Annotated in this window: 24 protein-coding genes; 7 read left to right on the top strand and 17 right to left on the bottom strand. The window is 71.8% G+C overall.

Going from position 1 to position 25,981, the window contains the following annotated elements:
- Positions 1-75: 75 nt before the first annotated feature.
- The 9 genes from trmD to ffh all read right to left on the bottom strand — a co-directional run bounded on the left by trmD (position 76) and on the right by ffh (position 7,133).
- A complete protein-coding gene (gene trmD / locus ABD743_RS28340; protein ID WP_344725395.1) occupies positions 76-822 on the bottom strand; it encodes a tRNA (guanosine(37)-N1)-methyltransferase TrmD in 747 nt (248 codons plus the stop codon).
- 22 nt (positions 823-844) lie between these two features.
- The gene (locus ABD743_RS44600) at positions 845-1,408 is read right to left on the bottom strand and encodes a Clp protease N-terminal domain-containing protein (protein WP_379659098.1); all 564 of its coding nucleotides are present in this window, start codon (positions 1,406-1,408) and stop codon (positions 845-847) included.
- Positions 1,409-1,421: 13 nt separating this feature from the next.
- Positions 1,422-1,637: a helix-turn-helix domain-containing protein gene (locus ABD743_RS28355; RefSeq protein WP_241040012.1), complete on the bottom strand. Its 216-nt coding sequence runs from the start codon at positions 1,635-1,637 to the stop codon at positions 1,422-1,424.
- 144 nt (positions 1,638-1,781) lie between these two features.
- The gene (rimM, locus tag ABD743_RS28360) at positions 1,782-2,360 is read right to left on the bottom strand and encodes a ribosome maturation factor RimM (RefSeq protein ID WP_344725396.1); all 579 of its coding nucleotides are present in this window, start codon (positions 2,358-2,360) and stop codon (positions 1,782-1,784) included.
- Positions 2,338-2,577 carry an RNA-binding protein gene (locus ABD743_RS28365; protein ID WP_142049011.1) on the bottom strand — a complete coding sequence of 80 codons (240 nt, stop codon included), beginning with the start codon at positions 2,575-2,577 and terminating at the stop codon, positions 2,338-2,340. Before ABD743_RS28365 ends, rimM begins: the two co-directional genes overlap by 23 nt.
- On the bottom strand, positions 2,574-3,026 hold the full coding sequence (gene rpsP / locus ABD743_RS28370; protein WP_344725397.1) for a 30S ribosomal protein S16: 453 nt from the start codon (positions 3,024-3,026) through the stop codon (positions 2,574-2,576). Before rpsP ends, ABD743_RS28365 begins: the two co-directional genes overlap by 4 nt.
- Before the next feature lie 175 nt (positions 3,027-3,201).
- A complete protein-coding gene (locus tag ABD743_RS28375; RefSeq protein ID WP_344725398.1) occupies positions 3,202-4,416 on the bottom strand; it encodes a CPBP family glutamic-type intramembrane protease in 1,215 nt (404 codons plus the stop codon).
- An 89-nt stretch (positions 4,417-4,505) separates the two neighbouring features.
- Positions 4,506-5,591 carry an amidohydrolase family protein gene (locus tag ABD743_RS28380; RefSeq protein ID WP_344725399.1) on the bottom strand — a complete coding sequence of 362 codons (1,086 nt, stop codon included), beginning with the start codon at positions 5,589-5,591 and terminating at the stop codon, positions 4,506-4,508.
- Positions 5,592-5,594: 3 nt separating this feature from the next.
- Positions 5,595-7,133 (bottom strand): signal recognition particle protein, encoded by a 1,539-nt coding sequence (gene ffh / locus ABD743_RS28385; RefSeq protein ID WP_344725400.1) that lies wholly within the window; start codon positions 7,131-7,133, stop codon positions 5,595-5,597.
- 680 nt (positions 7,134-7,813) lie between these two features.
- Here ffh and ABD743_RS28390 point away from each other — a divergent pair.
- The 6 genes from ABD743_RS28390 to ABD743_RS28415 all read left to right on the top strand — a co-directional run bounded on the left by ABD743_RS28390 (position 7,814) and on the right by ABD743_RS28415 (position 13,975).
- On the top strand, positions 7,814-8,887 hold the full coding sequence (locus tag ABD743_RS28390) for a LacI family DNA-binding transcriptional regulator (RefSeq protein ID WP_344725401.1): 1,074 nt from the start codon (positions 7,814-7,816) through the stop codon (positions 8,885-8,887).
- A 79-nt stretch (positions 8,888-8,966) separates the two neighbouring features.
- Entirely contained in the window at positions 8,967-10,202 is a 1,236-nt protein-coding gene (locus tag ABD743_RS28395; protein WP_344725402.1) for a sugar ABC transporter substrate-binding protein, read from the top strand.
- On the top strand, positions 10,195-11,208 hold the full coding sequence (locus tag ABD743_RS28400; RefSeq protein WP_344725403.1) for a carbohydrate ABC transporter permease: 1,014 nt from the start codon (positions 10,195-10,197) through the stop codon (positions 11,206-11,208). The genes ABD743_RS28395 and ABD743_RS28400 overlap by 8 nt, the downstream gene beginning before the upstream one ends.
- 7 nt (positions 11,209-11,215) lie before the next feature.
- Positions 11,216-12,055 (top strand): carbohydrate ABC transporter permease, encoded by an 840-nt coding sequence (locus tag ABD743_RS28405; RefSeq protein WP_344725404.1) that lies wholly within the window; start codon positions 11,216-11,218, stop codon positions 12,053-12,055.
- A gap of 37 nt (positions 12,056-12,092) precedes the next feature.
- Positions 12,093-12,872, top strand: coding sequence for a ThuA domain-containing protein (locus ABD743_RS28410; protein ID WP_344725405.1), 780 nt, complete (start codon positions 12,093-12,095; stop codon positions 12,870-12,872).
- On the top strand, positions 12,869-13,975 hold the full coding sequence (locus ABD743_RS28415) for a Gfo/Idh/MocA family protein (protein ID WP_344725406.1): 1,107 nt from the start codon (positions 12,869-12,871) through the stop codon (positions 13,973-13,975). Before ABD743_RS28410 ends, ABD743_RS28415 begins: the two co-directional genes overlap by 4 nt.
- 49 nt (positions 13,976-14,024) lie before the next feature.
- Here ABD743_RS28415 and ABD743_RS28420 read toward each other — a convergent pair whose 3' ends face one another.
- The 8 genes from ABD743_RS28420 to ABD743_RS28455 all read right to left on the bottom strand — a co-directional run bounded on the left by ABD743_RS28420 (position 14,025) and on the right by ABD743_RS28455 (position 24,707).
- A complete protein-coding gene (locus tag ABD743_RS28420) occupies positions 14,025-14,444 on the bottom strand; it encodes a DUF6924 domain-containing protein (protein WP_344725407.1) in 420 nt (139 codons plus the stop codon).
- Positions 14,445-14,532: 88 nt separating this feature from the next.
- The gene (locus ABD743_RS28425) at positions 14,533-15,156 is read right to left on the bottom strand and encodes an AAA family ATPase (protein WP_344725408.1); all 624 of its coding nucleotides are present in this window, start codon (positions 15,154-15,156) and stop codon (positions 14,533-14,535) included.
- Positions 15,157-15,217: 61 nt separating this feature from the next.
- Entirely contained in the window at positions 15,218-17,575 is a 2,358-nt protein-coding gene (locus ABD743_RS28430; protein WP_344725409.1) for a [protein-PII] uridylyltransferase, read from the bottom strand.
- Positions 17,572-17,910 carry a P-II family nitrogen regulator gene (locus ABD743_RS28435; RefSeq protein ID WP_344725410.1) on the bottom strand — a complete coding sequence of 113 codons (339 nt, stop codon included), beginning with the start codon at positions 17,908-17,910 and terminating at the stop codon, positions 17,572-17,574. The genes ABD743_RS28430 and ABD743_RS28435 overlap by 4 nt, the downstream gene beginning before the upstream one ends.
- 111 nt (positions 17,911-18,021) lie before the next feature.
- Positions 18,022-18,360 carry a P-II family nitrogen regulator gene (locus ABD743_RS28440; RefSeq protein ID WP_241039997.1) on the bottom strand — a complete coding sequence of 113 codons (339 nt, stop codon included), beginning with the start codon at positions 18,358-18,360 and terminating at the stop codon, positions 18,022-18,024.
- Between the two features lie 3 nt (positions 18,361-18,363).
- The gene (locus ABD743_RS28445; RefSeq protein WP_379659114.1) at positions 18,364-19,719 is read right to left on the bottom strand and encodes an ammonium transporter; all 1,356 of its coding nucleotides are present in this window, start codon (positions 19,717-19,719) and stop codon (positions 18,364-18,366) included.
- Between the two features lie 189 nt (positions 19,720-19,908).
- Positions 19,909-21,618, bottom strand: coding sequence for a signal recognition particle-docking protein FtsY (ftsY, locus tag ABD743_RS28450; protein WP_344725412.1), 1,710 nt, complete (start codon positions 21,616-21,618; stop codon positions 19,909-19,911).
- A 104-nt stretch (positions 21,619-21,722) separates the two neighbouring features.
- Positions 21,723-24,707: an ATP-binding protein gene (locus tag ABD743_RS28455; RefSeq protein WP_344725413.1), complete on the bottom strand. Its 2,985-nt coding sequence runs from the start codon at positions 24,705-24,707 to the stop codon at positions 21,723-21,725.
- Between the two features lie 134 nt (positions 24,708-24,841).
- Between ABD743_RS28455 and ABD743_RS28460 the strand changes: the two genes are divergently transcribed.
- On the top strand, positions 24,842-25,717 hold the full coding sequence (locus ABD743_RS28460; protein WP_344725414.1) for an alpha/beta fold hydrolase: 876 nt from the start codon (positions 24,842-24,844) through the stop codon (positions 25,715-25,717).
- Positions 25,718-25,981 lie beyond the last annotated feature (264 nt).

Raw genomic sequence — 25,981 nt, forward strand, 5'->3', positions numbered from 1 at the left:
CCGACTGGCCCGACGCACGTGCGTCTGACGCTGGCAACCCGTCCATAGTGCCAGACGCGATCGGGTGCAGTGAAATCACCCGCCCCTCAGGTGGGTGAGAAACTCGCGGTCGGCGTTGTCGAGGGCCTCGTCGGGCATGGCGGCGAGCAGATCCGGGCGCCGCTGCGCCGTGCGTTCGAGAGCACGATCACGCCGCCAGCGTGCGATCGCGGCGTGGTTTCCGCTGCGCAGCACCTCGGGGACGGTGAGCCCCCGCCAGGTCACCGGCCGGGTGTAGGCCGGCCCTTCGAGGAGGCCGTCGGAGAAGGAGTCCTGCTGCGCCGATGCCGGATTGCCGAGCACGCCGGGCATGAGGCGCACCACCGCCTCGACCATCACGAGCACGGCCGCCTCACCGCCGACGAGGACGTAGTCGCCGATGCTCACCTCGTCGACGGGCATCCGGGTCGCCGCCTCGTCCATCACCCGTTGGTCGATCCCCTCGTACCGGCCGCAGGCGAACACCAGGCGCGGCTCGGTGGCCCAGGCCTCGGCCGTGGCCTGGGTGAACGGCCGGCCCGCCGGTGTGGGCACCACCAGGCGCGCCGGACCGTGTTCCGCCAGCACGTCGTCGAGCGCTTGCCCCCACACCTGCGGGCGCATCACCATCCCGGGCCCGCCGCCGTAAGGGGAGTCGTCGACGGCCTGGTGGACGTCGCGCGTCCAGCTCCGTAGGTCGTGCACCGCAAGATCGACGAGGCCCGCCGCGATGGCCCGGCCCAGGAGCGCCTCCCGCAGCGGGGCGAGGTAGGCGGGAAAGATGGTGACGACGTCGATCCGCACCGGGGCACCGTACGCGGGACGGTCAGCCGGCCTGCCGGCCGCGGACCAGCTCGTCCACGATCACGCGCGTGGCGTCGAGGCCGACTCCGTGGGAGGCGAGGATCTGCTGCGCCGCCCCGGTCTCCGAATGCAGCATCCCCAGCAGGATGTGCTCGGCGCCGATGAAGTTGTGCTTCAACCGCAGCGCCTCACGCAGGGCCAGCTCCAGCACCTTCTTCGCCGCGCGGTCGAACGGGATGTGACCGCGCGGGGCGCGTCCACGGGCGGCCCGGGTGCGTTCCAGCGCACCCGGCCCGAAGGCCTCCTCGACCTGGCGGCGCACCTCGTCGAGGTCGATGCCGAGGGTGGCGAGCGCCTCGGCGTCCGGGGGAGGGCTTCCGTCCGGCCGTAGTCGGCTGATCTCCGCATTCACTACGGCGCCGTCGACGCCCAGGGACTTCAGGATCACAGCAGCCGGATTGGGCCGCCCCACGACCATCGCGGCCAGCAGGTGCTCGCTGCGAATGGAGTCCGCCGCCCTGCCGCGCGCCTGCTCCTGCGCGGCCACCACCACCAGGCGTGCCTCGTTACTGAAACGTTCGAACATCTCCCCGCTCCCCTCAGAACCCGAACCGGCGGTACTTCTTGTGCACTGCCTGCCTGCTGACCCGCAGCACCTCGGCGATCTGCTGCCAGGACCACCCCTGCGCCCGCGCGTTGGTGACCTGGAGCTCTTCCAATGACTCGAGCAGCACCCGCAGGGACGCCACCGCGGCCAGGCCGACCGCCGGATCCCTGCTCGACGCGGCTGCCGCCACTTTCGTCGCATCCGTCATGCCGTCAACCTACGTTGACAGCAGACCCGTGTCAACCCTGGTTGACGGCGGGCGCGTACCCCGCGCCGAATGCAGGCCGAATGCAGCCGGAAAAGCAGCACGGCCCCCGCAGCTGTGCTGCGGGGGCCGTGAAGGTCGCTCAGTTCATTCCAGGTCGAGCAAGCCCTCGGGCGGGGTGAGCACAACCCTGCCGCCGTCGATGTCGACGGTGGGCACGATCGCGCGCACGAACGGCACGAGCGCATCCGGCCGGTCGGGCCGGACCAGCACGAGGAGCTCCCCGCCCGGACCGTGCACGACCTCACGGACCGACCCCACGACGGAGCCGTCCTCCAGCTCGGCCCGCAGACCTTCGAGCTGGTGGACGTGGAACTCGTCCGGATCCGTCGGCGGCGCAACCGTGTCGGAGCCGATCAGGAGGCGGGCGCCGCGCATCGCCTCGGCGGCGTCGCGGTCGGGCACCTCGACGAACCGCACGAGCAGCCGGCCGGAGTGCGGCCGGGTGGACTCGACGGTGACCGCGGCATCCGGCATGCCGGCGCGCCGCGCGGTGAGCACGGAACCGGACGTGAACCGCTCGTCGGGCGAATCGGTGTGGACGTCGACGACGAGCTCGCCGCGCAGGCCGTGGGCCCGGGCGGCGATGCCGACGAGCAACTCGGTGCTGTCGCTGACCGGCACCGCTCGCTCGGCAGTGCCGTTACCGGTCGGTGTCGACGACATCGACCCGCACGCCTCGGCCGCCGATGCCACCCACGACCGTGCGGAGCGCGGTGGCCGTGCGGCCTCCGCGGCCGATCACCTTGCCGAGGTCCTCCGGGTGCACGCGCACCTCGAGAGTGCGTCCCCGGCGCGTGGTGACGAGCTCCACCTGCACGTCGTCCGGGTGGTCGACGATGCCCCGGACGAGGTGCTCGAGAGCGTCCGCGAGGACACTCACGACTCGGTGGCCTCGGTGGCCGTGGTGGCCTCACCCTCGGCGGAGTCGGCCTTGGGCCGGCGGTCGCCCCGCTTCTTCGGGGTGGTGGCCTCGGTGGTGGGCTCCTCGCTCGCGGCGGCGAGCGCAGCCTGGAAGCGGGCGAGCTTGTCGGCCTTCTCCGGCTGCGGCTTGAGGGTGCCCTCGGCGCCGGGCAGGCCCTTGAACTTCTGCCAGTCGCCCGTGATCTCCAGCAGGTGCTGCACGGGCTCGGTGGGCTGCGCGCCCACGCCCAGCCAGTACTGCGCCCGCTCGGAGTCGACCTCGATCAGGCTCGGCTCGTTCTTCGGGTGGTACTTGCCGATGGTCTCGATCGCCCGGCCGCTGCGGCGGTTGCGGGCATCGGCCACGACGATGCGGTAGTACGGCTGACGGATCTTGCCCAGCCTCATCAGCTTGATCTTGACGGCCACGCTGGTCGTTGCTCCTCGCGGATCGTGGTGCTTGTGGTGAGTCCGCGCGGCTCGCGTGGGGTTACGGGCAGCGCTTCGTCGACGTGTGCGGCCGCGGCACGGTAGAGGGCCAGCCGCATGACCGATCCGTCATTCTGCCAGACACCTTCGGGCGATGACGCACGGAGCCGCCAGGTCACCCGGTCGGCATGAGGCCCAGGAGGCCGAGCATCAGCACGACTCCGGGCAGGAGGTTGTTCACCTGGTGCGCAACGATGCTGGGCAGCAGCCTGCCTGTGTACAGGCGCGCCACCGCGATCGGGATCGCGACGATGAGCAGCAGCGGCGTACGGGTGAACTCGAAGTGGGCCATCGCGAAGAGCAGTGTCGTGACGCCGAAGGCCACCCAGCGGTTGGCGAGCCGCTCGATCCCGCCCCACAACAGGCCCCGGTACACGATCTCCTCGCACAGTGGAGCGAGGAACACCACGATCACCAACACCACCGCGGCCAGCACCGGACCGGTCCTGACCGACCCGAACACGTCTCCGACCGCCGAGCTCGCATCCGGCCCGACGATCGCGACGTACACGAGCGAGGCCGGCACCGTGAGGGCCAGCCCGCCGAGCCCGAACGCGACACCGAGCCCGACGTCGCTCCACGACCACTGCAGACGTAGGTCGGTGCGCGGCCCGTTGCCGCGCAGCACGGTGATCAGTACCGCGGTGGCGGCCGCCAGCACGGTGGGCACGGCCAGCGCGAGGATCAGCCCGGCGACCACCGGCAGGTTGCCGAGCACGGCCCAGCCGATGAGCACGGACGTGAGCAGGAACACCGCCTCGACGAGCACGTAGGCGCCCAGGCCCCAGCGATGCGTGCGGGCCGGGGCACCGGCGAGTGCCCGTCCCGCCGGATGCCGGGGCGACCGCCTGCCGACGGGAAGAGGGGCGGACGGGTGGGGGTCCGGCATCGATGGGTACGCGCTCGGCGGATACATCGGGTAGGGGCCCGACGTCCCCGGCCCGGCCGCGTACGGCTGGTAAGGACCGGGCGGGTACGAACCCTCGGCGTACGGCCCTGGTCCGGGCTGGGCCACAGCGGCGCCGGGGGGCTCTGCCGGCGCCCCTGATGCCGCCTCCTGCGACCACGGGGACCACTCCGGGGCAGCCCATGGCGAACCGGCGGCGGCCCCGGAGTGGGTGGCGCCGTTGTGGCCGTTGCCGTTCGAGCCGTTGCCGTTGGGGGAGCTGCCGTTGCCGCTGCTGTCCGGGCTGCCGTCGCTCGTTCCGCCGGCGGCGGCGTTACCGGTCAGGCTGCTGTTCGCGCCGGTCGGACCGACGTCGCTCGGCTCGAGGCCGTCAGGTTCTCGCGAACCCTCCTCGGGCGACTCGTTCCCGTCCGCTGTTGCCACATATCTGACGCTACCGGCCACGGGCTTCGGGCGTCTGCCCTCGCCCCGCAGGCGTGATCACGCCGGAATACAGCGCGCAACCGCCCGCTTCAGCCCGTGGCGTGCACCGGCCGTCCGCGGAGCATCACGAGCGCCGGCTCGCGCAGGACCGAGAGGTCGGCACGCGGGTCGGACCGGTAGACCACGAGGTCCGCCCGCGCACCGGGCTGCAACCCCGGACGCTCGAGCCACTCGCGGGCCGACCAGCTCGCAGCGCCGATCGCGGCGGTGGCGGACATCCCTGCGCCGTGCAGGGCCTCGATCTCGTCGGGCAGCCGCCCATGGACGATCCCGCCGCCCGCGTCCGTGCCGGCGTACACGGGAACCCCCGCCTCGACGGCCCGCCGGACGACGCCCACGGCGCCCGCGTGCAGCTTCCGCATGTGCGCCGCGTACGTCGGGTACCTGGTGGCCGAGTCGGCGATCTTCGGGAACGTGTCGAGATTGATCATCGTGGGGACGAGTGCGGTGCCACGGGCGGCCATCTCCCCGATGAGGTCGTCGGTGAGCCCGGGCCCGTGCTCGATGCAGTCGATACCGGAGCGGATCAGGCCCGGAAGGGCATCGGCGCCGAACACGTGGGCGGTGACCCTGGCCCCGGCGGCGTGGGCCGCCTCGACCGCGGAGACGAGCACGTCGTCGGGCCACAGCGGGGCCAGATCCCCCACCGACCGGTCGATCCAGTCGCCCACCAGCTTCACCCAGCCGTCGCCGTCCGCGGCCTGCTCGGCGACCACGTCGGGCAGGAGCGCCGGATCGTCGAGCTCGGCGGCGACCCCGGGGATGTAGCGCTTGGGCCGCGCGACGTGCACGCCTGCGCGAATGATCTCCGGCAGGTCGGCGCGCGCCTGCAGAGGGCTGGTGTCGAGCGGCGAGCCGCAGTCGCGGATCAGCAGGGTGCCGGCATCACGGTCGGTGCGCGCCTGCGCATCGGCCTCCTCGAGCTCGACGGCGCCGGACGAGCCCAGCCCGATGTGGCAGTGCGCGTCGACGAGCCCCGGCACGATCCAGCCGCCGTCGATGAGCGTCTCGGCGCCCGGGATGCGGTCGACGAGCACACCGGACCCGTCGACGAACAGCTCCACCGTCTGCTCGTCACCGTCGGGCCCGAGCAGCACCCCCCGCACGCGATACACGCGCTACTTGCCCTTCGGGAACTTCAGCTTGCTCGGGTCGAAGCCGGGCGGAAGCTGGTCGAGCCCCGGCGGGAGCTCACGCAACGACGGCGGCAGGCCCGACAGGTCGGGGACGCCGCCCCCGAACCCGGCCGGCAGGGCACCGGCGCGGGCCGGTGTGGGGCCGCGGCCCTTGCCCTTCTTCCCCTTGCGACCCTTCGCCTGCTTGCGCGTGGCACTGCGACCGCCGAAGCCGAACTGCCCGGCCATCTGCTTCATCATCTTGCGGGCTTCGAAGAAGCGGTTGACCAGCTCGTTCACGTCGCTGACGGAGACACCGGAGCCGTTGGCGATGCGGAGCCGCCGCGACCCGTTGATGATCTTGGGATCGGCGCGCTCCCCCGGGGTCATGCCGCGGATGATCGCCTGCAGCTTGTCGAGGTGCTTGTCGTCGACCTGGGCGAGCGCGTCCTTCATCTGGCCGGCGTTGGCGCCCGGGAGCATGCCGAGGATGTTGCCGATCGGCCCCATCTTGCGCACGGCGAGCATCTGCTCGAGGAAGTCCTCGAGTGTGAGCTCCCCCGAGCTGATCTTGGCTGCGGCCTTGGCCGTCTGCTCCTCGTCGAACGCCTGCTCGGCCTGCTCGATCAGCGTGAGCAGGTCGCCCATCCCGAGGATGCGGCTGGCCATCCGGTCGGGGTGGAAGACGTCGAAGTCGGCGAGCTTCTCACCGCTGGACGCGAACAGGATGGGCTCGCCGGTGACTTCCCGCACCGACAGCGCCGCGCCACCGCGGGCGTCGCCGTCGAGCTTGGTGAGCACCACGCCGCTGAAGCCCACGCCGTCGCGGAACGCCTCGGCGGTGGCAACCGCGTCCTGGCCGATCATGGCGTCGACGACGAAGAGCGTCTCGTCGGGACGGGTGGCGTCGCGGATGTCGGCGGCCTGGCGCATCAACTCCTCGTCGACACCGAGGCGGCCCGCGGTGTCGACGATGACGACGTCGTAATGCTTCTCGCGGGCGTGCCCGACGCCGCGGCGCGCGACGTCGACAGGGTCACCCACGCCGTTGCCGGGCTCCGGAGCGAACGTCGGCACCCCGGCCCGCTCACCGACGATCTGCAGCTGGTTGACCGCGTTGGGCCGCTGGAGGTCGCACGCCACGAGCAGCGGTGTGTGCCCCTGCCCCTTGAGCCAATGGGCGAGCTTGCCGGCCAGGGTGGTCTTACCGGAACCCTGGAGGCCGGCGAGCATGATCACGCTCGGCGGCTCCTTCGCGAGCCGCAGGCGGCGGGTCTCGCCACCGAGGATCGCGATGAGCTCGTCGTTGACGATCTTGACGACCTGCTGGGCGGGGTTGAGCGCGCCAGAGACCTCCGAGCCCTTGGCCCGCTCCTTGATGCGCGCGATGAATCCGCGGACCACCGGCAGCGCGACGTCGGCCTCCAGCAGCGCGATGCGGATCTCGCGCGCGGTGGCGTCGATGTCGGCGTCGGAGAGGCGCCCCTTGCCACGGAGATTGGCGAGGGTGCCGCTGAGGCGCTCGGAGAGGGTGTCGAACACCCGTCCCAGGGTACTGGGGCCGGATCGACGCGCGCTGCCCCGGAGCGCGGTCGCGGCACAATCGGAATGACCCCCGTGCCGCCACATGCACGGGGTTCGGCAAGACCGAGCCGCATCGGATGAGATTCCGGGAGACATCGGCCGGCTGTGCGGGTGCTGCGGATCGACACCGCGCGGTCGACGTGCTACTGCTGGTCCCAAGCTCTGACCGCCCGACGGGCGCTGGTTCCTCTGCGCCGGTGCTGAGCCGCGGATCCCCAGAGTTGCGGCGGACGGCGTGGCCGCTGGGGCGGACCATTGCCGGGCCTCGGTGTTCCTCATGATCATCGGTTCGGGGTCAGGAAGCGGGTCTCTGTGCAGCTGCGAGGCCCCAAACGTTGATCAAGGACCACGGGCGGCGCACCTGGCAGGGGCGCCTCGGCTTCCTGGCCGATCACCCCCGCTGACATCCGACCCGGCGGCGCCGCTCTCCGACGATGGACCGCCGAGCCAGGTCAGGGGTGCTGGTTTGGACATGATCACCAGTTCGGGCCCGGCGGCCGGGTTATGTCCTGCCGCCGGGCCCGAAGTATTGATCACGGGGTCGGGCCGCCGGTCGGAGGAGGCGGCTGGCCGACCCAGGGACGCCGCGATCAGGTTTGACGGTCATCGCCTCAAGGTCTTGCACGTCGATCCCGTCCATGACTACGTTCACTGCGCTGTCGATCCGTATCGACACCAACGGGGGGCGACGCCGGATGGTGACCAGTAGGGACGTCGCCCGGGTCGCGGGGGTCTCGCAGAGCACGGTCTCCTACGTCATGAGCGGCCGACGCTCGATCTCGGCCGCGACCCGCCGCCGCGTCGAGGCGGCGATCGAAGAGCTCACCTACCACCCCAACGCAGGGGCCAGGGCACTCGCGAGCCAGCGCACCCAGGTGATCGGTCTCGTCGTGCCGTTCACGCCCGGCGCCGACACCACGGGCCTGCTGCCGTTCATCGAGACCATCGCCTCGTGCGCGCGGGAGGCCGATCACGACGTCCTCCTCGTCACCGCGAACGAGGGGTCGGCGGGGCTGAAGCGGCTGGCCGGCCGGTCGTTGTGCGACGCGATCGTGATGATGGACATCGAGACCGACGACGCCCGGATCCCGGTGGCCGCAACGCTGAGCGTGCCGGTGATCCTCATCGGCGTTCCCGCCGACAACGCCGGCCTGCATTGCGTCGACCTGGACTTCCCGCTGGCCGGACGCATGGCGGTGGACGAGCTGGCCGCGCTCGGGCACCGGCGGGTCGTTCTCGTGGGGCACCCGGCCGAGGTCGTGGAGCGCGGCGTCAACTTCGTCGGCCGCTTCGAGCGCGGAGCCACCGACGCGGCGAGCGCCCACGGGGTCGCACTGGAGGTGGTGGCGCCGGTGGCCCCCGGCCGGGACGGTGCCGAGGCCGCCGTGGAGCAGGTGCTCGCCGTCGGCGGTGAGCGGCCGGGGGTGGTCGTGCCGAACTCGCAGGCACTCCAGCCGGTGCTGCAGGTCCTGATGGATCGCGGACTCCACCCGGGTCGCGACCTGTCCCTCATCGCGCTGTGCACCGACGCCGCCGCCGAGGCCGTCACGCCGGCGGCCACCAATGTCTCGCTCGAACCGCGCGACGTGTCGCGGCGGGCGATGCAGATCCTGTTCCAGCTGCTCGACCGCGGCCAGGAGCCGCCCGACGAGCTCGTACAACTCATCCCCCCACGCCTGACCCGACGACGAACCACCCTCCCCTCCCCCTGACCGCGGGTTGCGGTCGTACCGGTTCCACCAGGCGTGCGATCGATACGTATCGACAGTGAGATCGACGAGAGGACCAGACATGGCTCGACGAGGAGCACGACTGGGCAGAACCGCACTGGCGACGGCCACCGCTCTCGTAGCGGCAGCCGCTCTCGCCGCCTGCGGAGGAGGTGGTGGGAGCGGCTCCGGAGGGCCGGTCACCAGCATCCGCGTCCTCGACTACTACAACAACGAACCCGATCGCACGGTCTACGCCCAGACCCTGGACGCGTGCGGCCGGCAGGCCGGCGTCACGATCGAGCGCGAGGTCGTGCCCGGGGCCTCGCTGATCGCCAAGGTCCTGCAGCAGGCCTCGTCCCGGACCCTCCCCGACGTCCTGATGATCGACAACCCCGACCTGCAGCAGATCGCGGCGACCGGCGCCCTCAACCCGGTCACCGACTTCGGCCTCTCCGCGGACGGCTACGCCGAGGGCATCGTCAGCGCCTCGACCTACGAGGGCAAGGTGTACGGGCTCCAGCCGGTGACCAACACGATCGGCCTCTTCTACAACGAGGACATGCTGGCTCAGGCCGGCGTGACCCCGCCGAAGACGTGGGACGAGCTCAAGGCGGCCGCCGCGAAGCTCACCTCCGGCAACCGGTACGGCCTCGCGTTCTCCGCTCCCGCGAACTACGAGGGCACCTGGCAGTTCCTGCCGTTCATGTGGTCCAACGGCGGCGACGAGACGAACATCGCGAGCCCGCAGGTCGCGCAGGCGCTGCAGCTGTGGGTCGACCTGGTCGGCTCGGGATCCGCGTCGAGGTCGGTCGTCAACTGGACACAGGCCGACGTCGCGGAGCAGTTCGGCGCGGGCAACGCGGCGATGATGGTCAACGGTCCGTGGCAGTTCCCCGTGCTCGACGAGATCGCCGGCCTGAAGTACGGCGTGGTGCCGATCCCCGTGCCCCAGGCAGGGGTCACCGAGGTCGCCCCGCTCGGCGGCGAGACGTGGACACTCCCCCGCACCGGCGACGACGCGCGTCAGAAGAAGGCAGCGGAGATCGTCGCCTGCCTGAACTCCGACGCCAACCAGATGGACCTCGCCACGAAGCGCAGCACCGTCCCCACGAAGACGGCGCTGCTGGACTCCTTTGTCGCAAAGGCCCCGAAGATGGCCGCGTTCACCGAGCAGGTGAAGACCGCGCGGTCGCGCACCGGCAAGCTGGGGGCCGACTGGCCCGCCGCCGCCACCAAGATCTACACGGCCGTGCAGAGCGCGATCACCGGCGGCGCCACGCCGGACGCCGCCCTGCGCCAGGCCCAGAATGGCTGAGCGCAGCCGGCCGGTCGGGGGCGCCACCACCGACCGGCCGCCGATCATGACGGTGGCACCGCCGGGCCCCGCGGCGCAGGGACCCTCGCCCGTCGAGCGACACCGCGCGCCGTGGGCCTCGGCGCGGGGTCGGGAGCGGCTGCTGCAGCTGGCGTTCCTGCTCCCGGCCGTCGTCTACCTGTTGCTCTTCTTCGGCTACCCCGTGGTGCAGAACGTCCTGATGGGGTTCCAGGAGTACACGACCGCCACGTTCTACACGGGCGAGGCGCCCTGGGTCGGGTTCGCCAACTACGGCGCGGTCCTGACGTCGGCGGTGTTCGACCAGGCGCTGCTCAACACCGCGCTGTTCACCGTGGGGTCGATCGCGGGGCAGTTCGTGATCGGGCTGGCGATCGCGGTGTTCTTCCAGCGCCGCTTCCCGCTCAGCGGGGTGCTGCGGTCTTTGCTGCTCCTGCCGTGGCTGATCCCGCTGATCGTCTCCGGGGCGGTGTGGCGCTGGATCCTCGACCAGGACAACGGTGCCCTCAACCGCTTCCTCGGCGGGCTGGGCCTGGTCGGGGAGAACCCGGGCTGGCTCACGAGCACGTCTCTCGCGCTCATCGCGGTGATCGGCGTCAACATCTGGATCGGGATCCCGTTCAACACCACGATCCTCTACGGGGGTCTGCAGGACATCCCCGAGGAGCTCTACGAGGCCGCGGCCCTGGACGGGGCCACCGGGTGGCGCGCGTTCCGGCACGTCACGTGGCCGTTGCTGCGGCCGGTGGTGAACGTCGTGCTGGTGCTCGGCGTCGTCTACACGATCAAGGTGCTCGACATCATCCTCGGGCTCACCGCCGGCGGCCCGGCGAACGCCACCCAGACGATCGCGACGCAGTCCTACCACCTGTCCTTCCAGGAGTTCGAGTTCGGGCAGGGCGCCGCCCTGGGCAACGTCCTGATCGTCATCTCGCTCGTTTTCGCGCTTCTCTACCTGCGCGCCAACCGACGCGCCGGGCTGGGGTGATCTCGTGATGTCAGTGCTCACTCGCCCAACGACGCACCGGCCCGTCCGGCGCACGTGGGGGAACACGCTGGTCGGGGTGCTGATCCTCGCCGTGATGCTGTTCCCCGTCTACTGGATGGTCAACGTCTCGCTACAGCCCAGCGGCTCGGCGGTCAGCACCCCGTGGTTCCCGCTCCACGTGAGCTTCGACGGGTACGCCACCGCCGTGCGCGAGCAGGGCGGCCACCTCGCGACCAGCCTGGTGGTGGCGCTGGGGAGCGTGGTGTTCAGCCTGCTGATCGCCACGCCCGCCGCGTACGCGCTCGCGCACTTCCGGGTGCGCGGTGCGGGAGTGGTGCTGTTCGCGATCCTGATCAGCCAGATGATCCCGGGAATCGTCGTGGCGAATGCCCTCTACAGCGCCTATAACGACCTCGGGCTGCTGAACTCGGTGCTCGGGCTGATCCTCGCCGATTCCACGCACGGCATTCCGTTCGCGATTCTTATCATGCGGGCGTTCCTCGGCAGCATTCCGACCGAGGTGATCGAAGCTGCCCGGGTGGACGGGGCGGGTCAGATCCGCGCGTTCGTCTCGATCGTGCTGCCGATGAGCCGCAACGCCCTGATCACGGCCGCGCTCTTCACATTCCTGTTCACCTGGAGCGACTTCCTCTTCGCCCTCACCCTCACCACCACCGAGGACGTCCGGCCCGTGACGCTCGGGCTCTACCAGTACATCGGGAGCTTCGTGAACGACTGGAGCGCGGTGATGGCCACCGCGGTCCTCGCCTCCCTCCCCGCCGTGGTGCTGCTGGTGGTGGCGCAGCGCTTCGTCGCCGCCGGTGTCAACAGCGGCGCCGTCAAGTGACCCGCAACGACCTCGACGACGAAAGGCAGAACCGGCTGTGACCGACCCGTCCTCCGCCCCCATCCGCGTGACCGTGTGGGGGGAGAACCGCCACGAGCAGATCGAGGAGCACGTCGCGAAGATCTACCCGCAGGGCATGCACACGACGATCGCCGAGGGCATTCGTGAGAATCTGCGCGACGGCTGCGTCGTGCGCACCGCCACCCTCGACGACCCGGAGCACGGCCTCACCGAGGACGTCCTGGCGGCCACCGACGTGCTCACCTGGTGGGGCCACGCCGCCCACTCCGAGGTGTCCGACGAGGTGGTGGAGCGCGTGCACCGCCACGTCCTGTCCGGGATGGGCCTCGTGGTGCTGCACTCCGGCCACTGGTCGAAGATCTTCGTCAAGCTGATGGGAACGAGCTGCACGCTGCGGTGGCGCAGCGAGCACGACCGCGAGCTGATCTGGACGGTCGACCCGACGCACCCGATCGCCCGGGGCGTGCCGCATCCGCTGATCATCGACGAGGACGAGATGTACGGGGAGTTCTTCGACATCCCCGCGCCCGACGAGCTCGTGTTCGTCAGCTCGTTCAGCGGTGGTGAGGTGTTCCGCAGCGGATGCACGTTCCGCCGCGGCCACGGGAAGATCTTCTACTTCCGCCCCGGCGACCAGGACTTCCCGACCTACCACCACCCCGACGTCCGCCGCGTGATCGCCAACGGCGTGCAGTGGGCCCGCACGGACCGGCCCGAGCGGGCACACCCGGTGCTGCTGCGCTACGAGACCGGCGAGTTCTTCACCGGCGCGGCCTACAGCGGGCCGATCGAATGACCCACCGCACGATCCCCGGCGGCGAGCCGGTTCGGGTGGTTCTGGCCGGCGCGGGGAGCATGGGCCGCGCCTGGCTGTCGACCATCATCCTCGCGCCCGACGTCGAGCTGGCAGGAGTCGCCGACATCGACGTGGGGACCGCACGGTCGGCCGTTACCGACGCGGGGCACCCGGATCTCCCGGTGGGTGCCGATGCGGTGGCCCTCGCCACGGCGGTGGGCGCCGACGCCGTGGTCGACGCCACGGTGCCGGCGGCGCACCACCCGGTCACCACCGCGGCGCTGTTCGCCGGCCTGCCGGTGCTCGGCGAGAAGCCCGTGGCAGCCACGCTGGCGCAGGCCTTGTCGCTGGCCGCGGCCGCGGAGGTGACGGGTGAGCTGTTCATGGTGAGCCAGTCGCGACGGTGGAACCCGCAGCTGTTCGAGCTGCAGGCGATGGCGGGCGATCTCGGCGCGATCGGCACGCTCACCACCGAGTTCTTCCGGGCCCCGCACTTCGGCGGGTTCCGGGAGGAGATGGACCACCCGCTGCTCCTCGACATGGCGATCCATCCGTTCGACTCGGCCCGGTTCGTCCTCGGCTCCGAGCCGGTCGCGGCCTACTGCGAGGCGTACAACCCGCCGTGGAGCTGGTACGCAGGCGATGCCGCCGCCACGGCGATGTTCGAGATGGAGGGCGGCGTCCGCTACATCTACATCGGCAGCTGGTGCAGCCCCGGCGCGGAGACGTCGTGGAACGGCGTGTGGCGGGTCAGCGGCGAGAAGGGCTCCGCCCGCTGGGACGGCGACACCGAGCCGGTGCTCGATGCCGACGTGCAGCCCGTGACACGGACGCCCGCCCCGTACTCCGGTATCGCCGGGGCGCTTCAGGTGTTCGTCGACGCCCTCCGCACCGGCGCCACACCCATGGGCGAGGTGCACGAGAACGTGCCGAGCCTCGCCATGGTGGAGGCGGCGGTGCGCTCGGCCGACAGCGGCGGGCGGGTGCTGATCGACGACGTCCTCCAGCAGGCCCATGAGCAGGCGCTGCGCGAGGAGACCCGCGCGGACGTCCGGACGGCTCTGGCCGGGTGGACGTCGGTGCGGCACGCGCTGACGACCTGACGTCCGGGCACCATGGGCGCCGTCCGGGTGGGACGGCGCCCATGGTGACTCAGAAACCTCGGAAGACCCCGTCGGCCTGGACGGCGTCGGCGAACTCGAAGAAATCCATGTTGCTGATCGAAAGATTGTTCTCGATCTGGTACAGCTCTGACGCGACGGTGCGGAATTCGCGGCCTCGTTCTTCCAGCAGATCGATGACGAGGACGGGCCGGTCGGCCGAGGTCAGCGTGATCCGGTCCACGACGAATATGCATGATTGAAAGCCGATGGCCTCCCGGGTGGCCATCGCCAGGATCTGCTGTGTCGTCCAGCCGTCGAAGGCCGGATCGTCGATGAACTCGACGTCCGCCAGGAAGCCGTCTCCATCGCTGGGCGCGACGATCGCTGCGCGAACGGCGAGCCAGGCCTGTTGATCGGAGAAGTCGGTGCGCAGCACCGGCGCGGAACCTGTTCTGGTCAGTGTGGCCACGGTGGCCTTTCTCGGAGGAGCGTCATGGGCTTCGCGGAGCGCATGACCCCGGGTGCCGGACCGGCTCGCCCCGGCCCGGCACCCGGGGTCAGCTCCCCTCGACCGGATCGGTGTCCAGCCGAAGACCATCGAGTGCCGCGGCGCGGTCGAGCACGGTGACGCTCGACCAGCCCGCCGGCATGCCCGCGAGGAGTTCCGTGGTGGTGGCGGTGGCCCGCTGCGCGTGCCCGGCGAAGGAGCGCTCAGGCACCAACCGGCCGCGCTCGCACTGGCCCCGCCGTGCATCGGCCGGGTCGACGTGCATCCAGAGCAGGTGTGCGCTGCGGCCGGCGGCCGTGGCGAGCCGGGCGACGACCGCGCGGGTGCGCCGGTCGGTGGCGGGTAGGTGGACGACAACGGTGGGCGCGCCCGAGAGAGCGGCGATCAACACGGCGAGGCGGTGCAGCAGGTGCACCAGCGGCCGGTACCACGCGTAGGGCAGCACGCCCATGACGCGGCGCAGCGCTCCCCGTTGCGCCTCGGAGTCGAGAACGACGACGCCCGGCTCGTCCGGTAGACCGTCGAGCAGGGTGGACTTCCCCGCTCCGGGTATGCCCGCCACGAGCAACAACGTGCGGCCGGGCAGGCTGAGGCGCACCGCCGAGCGATCCGTAGAGGTTGTCGGCGCGGCCGGGACGTCGGCGGACGCGGCGGTCGAGCTCGCTCTCGTCACGATTGCACAACGCCCGTTACGGGTGATTCGTTCCGATCGTCACGAATTAGTGCACTGGTCGCTACGCCGCTGCCGCGAGCACCGCTCGTTCGATCCGGCGCCGCTCCGCCTTGTTCAGCGCTCCCCCGGCGCCACCGGCACCGGCGACGCAGAACGAGTCGACGACCGATGCGCCCAACGTCGCGACGCGGGCCCATCGCAGGTCGGCCCCGCACTCCTCCAACGCGGCGGCCACCCGGTGCAGCAGCCCGATCCGGTCGGTGCCCCGCAGCTCCAGCACCACCGCCCCGGTGGCCTCGTCGTCGAACCACAGTACCCGCGGCGGAGCGGGTGGCTCGCCGCTCGGACTGATCGGGGCGTAGTCCCGTTCCTTGCGGGCGAGTGCGTCGGACAGCGTGAGGCTGCCGTCGAGCACCCGCACCAGGTCCGACCGCAGCAACGCCGGATCGGGGAGTCCGCCGAAACGCGGGGAGACGGTGAAGGTGAAGACCGCCGCCTGCTCGGCGGTCGGCAGCTCGGCTGCGTGCACCTCCAGCGAGTGCAGCGCCAGCACACCGGCCGCGGCGGCCAGTGCGCCCGGCCGATCCGGGACCGCGACCATCACCGTGGCGGGGTCGGTCCGGTCGTCGAGCCGGATCTGCGGCTTCCTGTCACGGGTGACGGTGGCCGCGAGCTCCGCGGCAGCTGCACTGACTGCAGCGGGGGCGGGCAGCGGTTCGCCGGCCAGCAACGCGCGGCACCGGCGCGCGAGATCCTGGATCAGCATCTGCTTCCACGGGCTCCAGACCCCCGGTCCGGTGGCGAGCGCATCGGCTTCGGCGAGGTTCTCGAGGATGTCGAGCACGAGGCCGCTGCCGCGCAGGGTCTCGACGACGCGCCTGATCGTCGCCGGGTCGTCCAGATCGCGGCGCGTGGCCGTGTGCGGCAGCAGCAGGTGGTGGCGCACCACCTGACCCAATATCGCCACGTCGGCGTCGGCGAACCCGAGCCGCCGGCCCACCTGCAGGGCCAGCGACTCGCCGACGACGGAGTGGTCTTCCGTGCGACCCTTGCCGATGTCGTGCACGAGGGCACCGACGAGCAGCAGGTCCGGACGCGAGACGCGAGTGGTCAGCCGGGCGGCCTGCGCACACGTCTCGACGAGGTGCCGGTCGACGGTCCACAGGTGCGCACGGTCGCGCGGCGGCAGGTCGCGCACGGCACCCCACTCGGGGAAGAGCCGCCCCCACAGTCCCGTGCGATCGAGCGCCTCGACGACATCCACGAGCGGGCGACCCGTGCCGAGCAGCGACAGCAGCTCGCTCAGCGCGGCGCGCGGCCACGGCTCTCGCAGCTCGGGAGCGGTGTCGGCGAGCCGGTGCAGCGTGCCGGCGGCGATCGGTAGCCCGGTGCGCGCCGCGGTGGCCGCCACCCGCAGCACCAGCGCGGGATCGCGGGGAGCCGCAGCGTCGCGGGCGAGCACGACCTCGCCGCCGTGCTCGACCACGCCGCTGTCCAGCGGACGCCGTACAGGTGGGCGCCGCAAGGCGGCCAATCCCCGCCGGGGCAGCGCGTTGCGGGCCGACCGCAGCCCCACCTCGGTGGCGAATGCCACCGACCGCGCCGCTCCGGACAGGGCACGCGCGAGCTCGAACCGGTCGGCGATCTCCAGTGCCGTCGCCACCTCGTCGGCGTCCTGCGCCCGCAGCACGTCACGGGCGCGCCCGGCGAGGCGATGCAGCTCGGTACGCACGTCGAGCAGCAGCCTGCGGGCCTCGACGACGTCTCCCGACGGCCGGTCGACGAGCTGAGCGGCCGCGAGTGCGTCGAGGAGTTGGATGTCGCGAAGCCCGCCGTGGCCGTTCTTCAGGTCCGGCTCCACCCGGTGCGCGACGTCGCCGACCTTGCGCCAGCGCTCCTGGGCCGTGTCGGCGAGCTCGTCGAACCGCCCGCGGATGCCGGCCCGCCACGCCTGCCGCACCGCCGCGCGCACCTTGTCCGAGAGCGCGGCGTCACCGGCGATGTGCCGGGCCTCCAGCAGGCCGAGCGCGGCACGCAGGTCGATGGTGGCCACCTGGACGGCCTGGCCGGGGGTGCGCACCGAATGGTCGAGGCCGATCCCGGCGTCCCACAGCGGGTACCACAGCTGCTCGGCCAGCCGCTCCACGTCCTTGCGGCCGTCGTGCAGCAGCACCAGGTCGAGGTCCGACCATGGGGCCAGCTCGCGGCGACCCAACGCGCCGACCGCCACCAGCGCCGCGCGGTCGGTCAGCCCGATGGCCGCCGCCCGCGACGTCAGCCAGAAGTCGTGCAGATCCACCAGCGCCGTTCGCAGCGCCTCGGGCCCGAGCCGGCGTTTGCCCACGCCCGACTCGAGGAGCACGGCCTTCGCCCGGACCAGGTCCTCTGCGTCCCCCGACGCCACAGTCACCGCACTCACAGCGCGTCGGCACCCCGCGCTCCGGTGCCGACCAGCACGACGGTGTCGACCGGGGTGACCCACAGTTTGCCGTCACCGATCTTGCCGGTGCGGGCGGCAACCGACACCGCTTCGATCACCTTCTCCACGGTGCCGTCGTCGACCACGATCTCGACGCGAACCTTGGGCACGAGCTCGACGTGGTAGTCCCCGCCGCGGTAGATCTCGGTGTGGCCGCGTTGTCGTCCGTACCCCGAGGACTGGCTGACGGTCAGTCCGGCGACGTCCAGACGATCGAGCCCGGCCCGGACGTTCTCCAGTGCGAACGGCTTGATGATGGCGGTCACGAGCATCATCGCGATCCTCCGATCGGTGACGAACAAGACAGTGCGAGAAGAACGCGGCGGGGCCCGCCGCACGATCATGCTGTGCAGCGGGCCCTTGGAACCGACGAACAGATCTGCAGGTCAGATGGCGTCGGTACCGCGTTCACCGGTGCGGACCCGCACCACGCTCTCGACAGGAGTGACCCAGACCTTGCCGTCACCGATCTTGCCGGTGCGGGCCGCCTCGACCACGGCGTCGACGACCTTGTCGGCGAGGGTGTCGTCCGCGACGACCTCCACCCGGACCTTGGGCACGAAGTCCACGGAGTACTCAGCGCCGCGGTAGACCTCGGTGTGGCCCTTCTGCCGCCCGTACCCCTGCACCTCGCTGACCGTCATGCCCAGCACGCCGATCTGCTCCAGCGCGCCCTTGACGTCCTCCAGTACGAACGGCTTGACGATCGCCGTGACCAGCTTCATCGCTCAGCTCTCCTTGCCTGCGGTTGCGCGAACGTGCTCCGCGGCCGCATTGGTGGCTGCGGACGGCCGAGGCGTCCCGAGGCCACCGGTGCCGTGGAGAGTGGAGAAGTCGTAGCCGGTCTCGGCGTGCTCGATCTCGTCGATGCCCGTGGCCTCCTCCTCGGGGCTGACCCGCAAGCCCATCGTCGCCTTGACGATCAGCGCGAGGATCAGGCTCACGATGAAGGAGAACAGCAGCACCGCGACAGCACCGACGGCCTGGCGCCACAGCTGGTCGACGCCGCCGCCGTAGAAGAGCCCGTCGACCGCGGCCGGCGCGCTGGAGGTGGCGAAGAAACCGACCAGCAGCGTGCCGACGAGGCCGCCGACGAGGTGGACACCGACCACGTCGAGGGAGTCGTCGAAGCCGAAGCGGAACTTGAGGCCGACGGCGAGGGCACACAGGACACCGGCGATCGCACCGACCGCGATGGCGCCGAGCGGCGACACCGACGAACACGACGGGGTGATCGCGACGAGGCCTGCGACCAGGCCGGACGCCGCACCGAGGCTGGTGGGCTTGCCGTCACGGATGCGCTCGGTCAGCAGCCAGGCCAGCATCGCGGCCGAGGTGGCGACGAGCGTGTTGACGAACGTGATGCCCGCGACGCCGTTGGAGGCCACGGCCGAACCGGCGTTGAAGCCGAACCAGCCGAACCACAGCAGGCCGGCACCGAGCATCACCAGCGTGAGGTTGTGCGGGCGCATGGGCTCACGCGGCCAGCCGCGGCGCTTGCCGAGCACCAGCACGAGCGCGAGCGCTGCCGCACCGGCGTTGATGTGCACCGCCGTGCCACCCGCGAAGTCGATGGCCTTGAGGTTGTTGGCGATCCAGCCGCCGTTCTCGGCGGTGACGCCGTTGAACGCGAAGACCCAGTGCGCCACCGGGAAGTAGACGATGGTGGCCCAGAGACCGGCGAAGAGCAGCCACGGACCGAACCGCAGGCGGTCGGCCACAGCACCGGAGATCAGGGCGACCGTGATGATCGCGAACATCGCCTGGAACGCGACGAAGACCGTGGCGGGAATGGTGCCGACCAGCGGGATGTCGACCGGCGGACCTCCCTCGGTGGCGAGATAGGTGCCACCGAACAATCCCTGCAGACCGGCGAACTCCGCCGGATTGCCCAGCAGGCCACCGCCCACGTCGTTGCCGAACGCGACGGAATAGCCGTAGAGCACCCAGAGCACGCCGACCAGTCCGAGCGAGGAGATGCTCATCATCATCATGTTGAGCACGCTCTTCGACCGGACCATGCCGCCGTAGAACAGCGCCAGACCGGGTGTCATCAGCAGCACCAGCGCCGAGCTGGCCAGCATCCAGGCGGTATCGCCGGTATCGGGCACGTCAACTCCTTTCCCGTCATCGCCGCTTGCCGGGAGATGGCGTGTGGAGCGGCAGGTTCCGGGAACTATCCGATCGGCATGTTTCATTCGCCGTCCGCCGCTGTTTCGCTGCGGTGAACGCGCCGACCCGTGGAGTTACATCCGCATTACACGGCTGGACACTCAGGCCAAGAGTGCGTCGACAAATGCTGCAGGCTCGAAGGGTGCCAAGTCATCCGGCCCCTCCCCGAGCCCGACGAGCTTCACCGGCACGCCCAGCTCCCGCTGCACCCGGAAGACGATGCCGCCCTTCGCGGTGCCGTCGAGCTTGGTGAGGACGATGCCGGTGACGTCGACGACCTCGCCGAAGACGCGCGCCTGCGTGAGGCCGTTCTGGCCGGTGGTGGCGTCGAGGACGAGCAGCACCTCGTCCACGGCGGCCTGCCGGGAGACCACGCGCTTGACCTTGCCCAGCTCGTCCATCAGGCCGGTCTTGGTGTGCAACCTGCCCGCGGTGTCGAGCAGCACGGCGTCGGCACCCTCGTCGGAGCCCTGCTTGACGGCATCGAAGGCGACGCTGGCCGGGTCGGCGCCCTCGGGGCCGCGCACGACCGTGGCCCCCGCCCGCTCGCCCCAGGTGCCGAGCTGTTCGGCAGCGGCGGCGCGGAAGGTGTCGGCCGCGCCGAGCACCACGTGCCGCCCGCCTGACACCAGCACCCTGGCGAGCTTTCCGGTCGTGGTCGTCTTGCCGGTGCCGTTGACCCCGACGACCAGCAGCACAGCCGGCCTGCCGTCGTGCGGGAGCGCGCGCAGCGAGCGGTCGAGGTCGGTCCGCAGCGCCTCGGTGAGCACCTCGCGCAGCAGCTGCCGCGCCTGGTCCGACGTTCGGACGGCGCGCCGGGCGAGCTCGGTGCGCAGGGTGTCCACCAGCTCGGACGTCATCTCGGGGCCGAGGTCGGCCTGCAGCAGCATGGCCTCCACGTCCTCCCAGGACTCCTCGTCCAGCTCGCCTGCGCCGAGTAGCCCCAGCAGGCCCTGCCCGAAGCCGGAGCGCGACCGGGCGAGGCGGCCGCGGAGCCGCTCGAGACGACCCTCGACCGGGGCGATGTCCGTGGGAGCCGCGGGCGCCGTCGGAGCGGCGCCGTTGGTGGTAGGCGGCGTGGTGGGGGCGGCGGGCTCCGCGGGTGCGGTCTCCACGGGCGGCGCAGACTCACGCGCCGGAGCGCGCTCGGCAGGCGGTGCGGGCGGTGTGGCGTCCACCGGCGGGGCGGACTCGGCAGGCGGCGCGATCGGCGCGGCATTCACCGGCGGAGCGGACTCGCGCGCCGGAGCGGACTCGGCCGGGGGCGCAGGAGGCGCGGATTCCGGGGCCGGAGCGCGCTCGGCCGGCGGGGCGGGCGGTGCCGCGCCCACGGGTGAAGTGGACTCTCGTGCCGGAGTCGCCTCGGCAGGCGGAGCCACCGGAGCGGCATCGACGGGCGGCGCCGACTCACGCGCCGGGGCCGACTCGGCAGGCGGAGCCACCGGTGCCGCATTCACCGGTGGGGTGGCTTCCCGGGCCGGGGCCGACTCAGCGGGTGGCGCGCTGTCCGCCCGTGGCGCGCGCTCGGCCGGCGGCGCGGTGTCCGTCGGGGTGCGCTCGATCTCGGGAGGCGTGGCGGGGATGGGCGGCCGCGCGACGGTGTCGGTGCCCGCGGTGAAGTTGAACCCGCTCTCCGCCCGGTAGGTACCGCGCCGCGGTGGGGCGGTGCCCGGACTCGTACCGCCCTCGACCTCCCCGGGCTCGCGCAGGCTGATCCGGCGTCGCTGCCGGAGCACCAGCCCCAGCGCGACGGCGACGAGCAGGACCACCACCGCGACCGCGACGATGATCCACAGGGTCTCGGTACTCACAACTCAAGCCTGTCATGCGAAGCAGCGGCACGGGCGGCGAGCACCCCGTCCCCACCCCTCCGTCACCGGATGAACACCTGGGAGACGCGGACGCCGACGCGTGGTCACTCCCCGGAGGCCGGTGCGTAGCGGCAGACCGTGCCGATGCTGACGGTGCTGCGCAGGTGCGCGGCGAGCTCCGGATCCACCGAGTCGACACGCCGCAGCGCGTCGCGGATCCGCGCACCCACGGTCTTGCGCGCGCGTTCCGACTCGTCCCCGAGTCGCCGGTCCCGCCCGCCGAGCCCCGCGGCGGAGGTCAGCTCCGCCACGAGCGCCTCGCGTTCAGCGTGCAGACGCTCGGCCCGGTGGGAGTCGTGGAATTCGACTGCCTCATCGATCTCACCGTCGAGCTCGCCGAGCCGGGAGCGGTAGCGGGCCTTCGCCCGATCGTCGAGCACGGGGTCCGAGCCCGTCGCCGGGACATCGCGCCCCAGCAGCGTGAACACGTGCACGTCCTGTCCCGGTGCCGCGATCAGAACGGCGAGGTCGCGCAGGCCCTTGACGTCGGGCAGGTGCTCCACCCGGCCCCGATACGCCAGACGCCAGGTGCCGCCGTCGCGTTCGAGAACCGGTTCGGCCGAGCCCGCCTGCAGGCGGGTGAGTGCCTCGCTGCTGCGCCGCGACCATGCCGCGGCACCGAGCCGGTCGCACTGCGCCACCGCGGCCGTCAGGTGGGCCGCCGCCGCGCCCCGGCGGCCGAGCGCGGCCGCCAGCACCCCGAGCAGATGATCGACCGGCCCGTTGTAGGCCGCGCATCCGCCGACGACGACGTGGGCGCCTGTGAACGGCGTCAGCAGGTCGTAGACCCAGGTCCGCTGCGCGTCGGTGCCGACGGCGGCGAACACGGTGGCGGCGACGGCGACGACCTCGAGGTCGTACTTCTGCAACACGTCCTGCACGGCGAAGTCGCCGAGGAGCGCGGCCGCCTCGGCGTCGCGGCCCTTCACCGCGGGCGCGAGCGCCCGCAGGAGCGGGAAGACGGACCACGTGGGGTCGTCCTCGGGCATTGCCGCATCGAGCACGACCTCGGGGCCGCCGATCGACATGAGCGATGCCCGCAGGGTGGTGAAGCAGCCGAACGCGTCCGGTTCTCCGATCGCCGATCCCAGCGCCAACGCCTCGGCCGACAGCTCCACGGCCTCCTCGACCCGCCCGGCGATCTCGGCCAGGGCCGCCCGCCGGGTCAGCGCACCGAAACGCCCACGTGCGTGACCGAGCGCCGCGGCGAGGTGCACGTAGCGATCGAGCTCCAGCCGGCCGTCGGGGTGACCGAGCTCGACGAGCGCGGTGGCCCGCAGCTGGTGCGCCACCGCGAGGAGCTCCCGGTCACCCGCCCGGGTGGCCGCTCCCAGCATGTCGTCGAGCACCGGCAGCCGCTCGGATGCCCGGCCCGGCACCCAGTGCACGTCGTGCAGCGCGAGCAGGGCTTCCGCGCGCGACTGCGGGTCGGCCGCCAGCTCGACGGCCCGCATCGCGGCCGCGACCGCCTGCGGGTCCACCCGCCGCGAGTCCGCGTGCCGCCGCGCGCGGGCGAGGGTCGCGAACGCGCTGCTGTGCAGCGCCCGGTTGCCACGGGTCCACGCGGCCAGCGCGTCGACGGCCTCCTCCAACAGCGCGATCGTCGTGACGTACTCGGCCGGGTCGCGCCCGCCCAGGCCGTAGAGCCCCTGCGCGGCCCTGGTGACCACCTCCCACTCCCCCTCGGCCCGCCCGAGGCGAACAGCGTCGTCGAAGGCGCTGCGCGCACCGTCGGTGCGTCCGATCCGGGCCCGAGCGGCGCCGAGCTCCAGGAGCAGGTTCGCCCGGCGGGCCGTCGCCACAGGCGGGTGGGAGGAGGCGATCACCTGCAGGGCCTCCTCGTAGTGCCGGCACGCGTCCTCGTGCCCCAGCCGGGCCGTGGCCTCCCGCGCCGCGAGCTCCGAGTACTGCACGGCCTCGTCCGCCAGTTCGGCCCGCCCGGCCGCGACGAAGTGGGCGGCCAGCCGGGAGAGCCGATCACCCGTGGGCAGCTGCGGGCTCGACTCCCGCAGCGCGGAGCCCACCGCGGTGTGCAGGCCTGCCAGCCGCGTGGAGGGACAGTCGGCGAGCAGCACCTCCCGGTAGAGATCGTGGACGAAGGCGAGCCCCGGTCCGTCGACCACGAGGACTCGCGCGATCACCGCCTCGTCGATCAGCCCGGAGATCTCCTCGACCGCGCACCCGGACGCCCGCGCCAACACCTCGAGCTCGACACCCTTGCCCGCCACCGACACGGTCGTGAGCATCGCCGTGCACGCTTCCGAGAGCTGTCCGAGCCGCTGCCGCAGGACGTCACGAACCCCATCGGGGATTCCGTCGCCCGCCCTGAGCCGGCACATCTCCCGCATGAAGAACGGGTTGCCCCCGCACCGGCGCCGGATCTCCTCCGCCCGCTCGACGCGCGCCTGCGGCCCGACGGCACGCCGGACGAGCGCGGCCGCGGCCTCGACGTCGAGCCCGTCGAGCCGGAGCACCGGCGCGGTGCCGAGGCCGGGCAGCGCCACGACCTCCGTGTCGCGGTACGCACCGAGCAGCAGCACCCGCTCGGCCGCGAGCTGGGCCCGGAGGAAGGACAGCAACCCCACTGACCGGTCGTCCGCCCACTGGAGGTCGTCGAGCATCACGACCACAGGCGTGCGGACGCTGAGCGCTGCCAGCACGCGGGCGACCGCGTCGAACAGCTCGAACTGCAGTGCCGGGGCCGGTCCGTCCGAGGACCAGCCGGCTGCGGCGTCGAGGAGCCGGGCGGCCGGGCCCAGTTGTACCTCCGCCCGATCCACCGCCCGCAGCACCTGCGTCCAGGGCCAGTACGGCGGCGACACCTCACCGTCCCAGCAAACGCTCCGTAGCACGCGCGCTCCGCGCGCGGTGGCCCTCCGCGCGACCTCGGCCAGCAGCGCCGACTTCCCGATCCCCGGCTCCCCGGACACGAGCAGGAGCTGCCCGGATCCGCCGATGGCCTCGACGAGCGCTGCTTCCGCGGTGGCGAGCGCGCCTTCGCGTCCGACGAGCGAGCGGTCCTGATCCACCTCCCCATTCTCGCGAGGCAGCCGGCCCGGATCTCGCGGCCCGCGAGACGAGATCTCGCGCCTAGTGGTGGAGGGGGCATTCGAGGGGTTGCCCCCTCCCTACCGACCCGACCGTCATCAAGGGGGAACACCTGGTGTCCACGACACCCGCTCTCACCGAGGGCATCCACGACATCGAGCTGGACGGCGTCACCATGCGCTACCACGTGGCCGGCAGCGGCCCGGTGTGCGTGCTCCACCCCGGGGGACCCGGCGCTGCGTGGGAGTACCTGCGCGCTCCGCACCTCGAAAAGGGCCTGACCTGCGTGTACGTCGAGCCGGTAGGCACCGGCGGGTCGGGGCGTCTCCCCACGCACCCCAACGGGTACTCGCTCGACCGCTACGTCTCGTTCGTCGATGCGCTGATCGACCATCTCGACGTGCCACAGGTGCACCTGCTGGGCCACTCGCACGGTGGCTTCGTCGCCCAGCGGTACGCGATCACGCATCCGGACCGGCTCACCGGCCTGGTCCTCTACGACACCGCACCCGCAGCAGGCCCCGAGCTCATGGCGGAGGCCGGACGGCAGATGGACGAGTTCCTCGCACGTTTCCCGGACCGGCCGGAGGCACAGGAGGCGATGGCGACCTGGAAGACCCTCGCCACGGAAACCGACGAGGAGTACACGCGCTCGATGCGTGGACTGCTTCCGGCCTACTTCGCCGACTCCCGCATGACCGAAGCGTTCGCCACCCTGCGCGCGGAGCTGCGGGCCTGGGCGGTCACCTCCGACGAGGGCCCGTGGCAGCACCACGAGGCCCTCGCGACGCTGCACACACCCACCCTCGTGCTCGTCGGGCAGTGGGACTTCATCTGCGGCCCGAGATGGGCGCACGAGCTGCACAAGACGATCCCCGGCTCGCAGCTCGTGACGTTCGGGCACAGCGGACACTTCGTGCACATCGAGGAGCCTGAGGAGTTCGCCTCCGCGGTGGCCGGCTTCGTCGAGCGGACCGTGGCGGCGGGTTGAACCGTCAGCTCACCGTGCGGAGGCGCATGAAACGAACTGCTGGGACGGCCCGATGTCCTACTCGGCCGCCTGGAACGCAGCCGCCGACGCTGCTCGCTCCCCTGATCGCGCCGGAGGACACCGCCTCCTAGGCCGGCATCCGTACCGGCGGCCTTCGGGCCGTCTTCGACGACTGAGGGGACCCCGACATGCCTCTACGGCTCTCCATCCGGCTATCCGGGCCGTCCAGCTCCGCGACCATCGTCCGCCTGCGCGCCGCGTACC

It is taken from the genome of Pseudonocardia yunnanensis (genome assembly GCF_039534065.1).
In the GTDB taxonomy this organism is placed as follows: Bacteria; Actinomycetota; Actinomycetes; order Mycobacteriales; family Pseudonocardiaceae; genus Pseudonocardia; species Pseudonocardia yunnanensis.

Coding starts and splice junctions, on each gene's coding strand:
- ABD743_RS28355 (WP_241040012.1), bottom strand. CDS start 1,637: ATGACGGATGCGACGAAAGTGGCGGCAGCCGCGTCGAGCAGGGATCCG.
- ABD743_RS28440 (WP_241039997.1), bottom strand. CDS start 18,360: ATGAAGCTGGTCACGGCGATCGTCAAGCCGTTCGTACTGGAGGACGTC.
- ABD743_RS28415 (WP_344725406.1), top strand. CDS start 12,869: ATGACCCACCGCACGATCCCCGGCGGCGAGCCGGTTCGGGTGGTTCTG.
- ABD743_RS44600 (WP_379659098.1), bottom strand. CDS start 1,408: ATGTTCGAACGTTTCAGTAACGAGGCACGCCTGGTGGTGGTGGCCGCG.
- ABD743_RS28390 (WP_344725401.1), top strand. CDS start 7,814: ATGACTACGTTCACTGCGCTGTCGATCCGTATCGACACCAACGGGGGG.
- rimM (WP_344725396.1), bottom strand. CDS start 2,360: ATGTCGTCGACACCGACCGGTAACGGCACTGCCGAGCGAGCGGTGCCG.
- ABD743_RS28445 (WP_379659114.1), bottom strand. CDS start 19,719: ATGCTGGCCAGCTCGGCGCTGGTGCTGCTGATGACACCCGGTCTGGCG.
- ABD743_RS28400 (WP_344725403.1), top strand. CDS start 10,195: ATGGCTGAGCGCAGCCGGCCGGTCGGGGGCGCCACCACCGACCGGCCG.
- ABD743_RS28395 (WP_344725402.1), top strand. CDS start 8,967: ATGGCTCGACGAGGAGCACGACTGGGCAGAACCGCACTGGCGACGGCC.
- ABD743_RS28435 (WP_344725410.1), bottom strand. CDS start 17,910: ATGATGCTCGTGACCGCCATCATCAAGCCGTTCGCACTGGAGAACGTC.
- ABD743_RS28405 (WP_344725404.1), top strand. CDS start 11,216: ATGTCAGTGCTCACTCGCCCAACGACGCACCGGCCCGTCCGGCGCACG.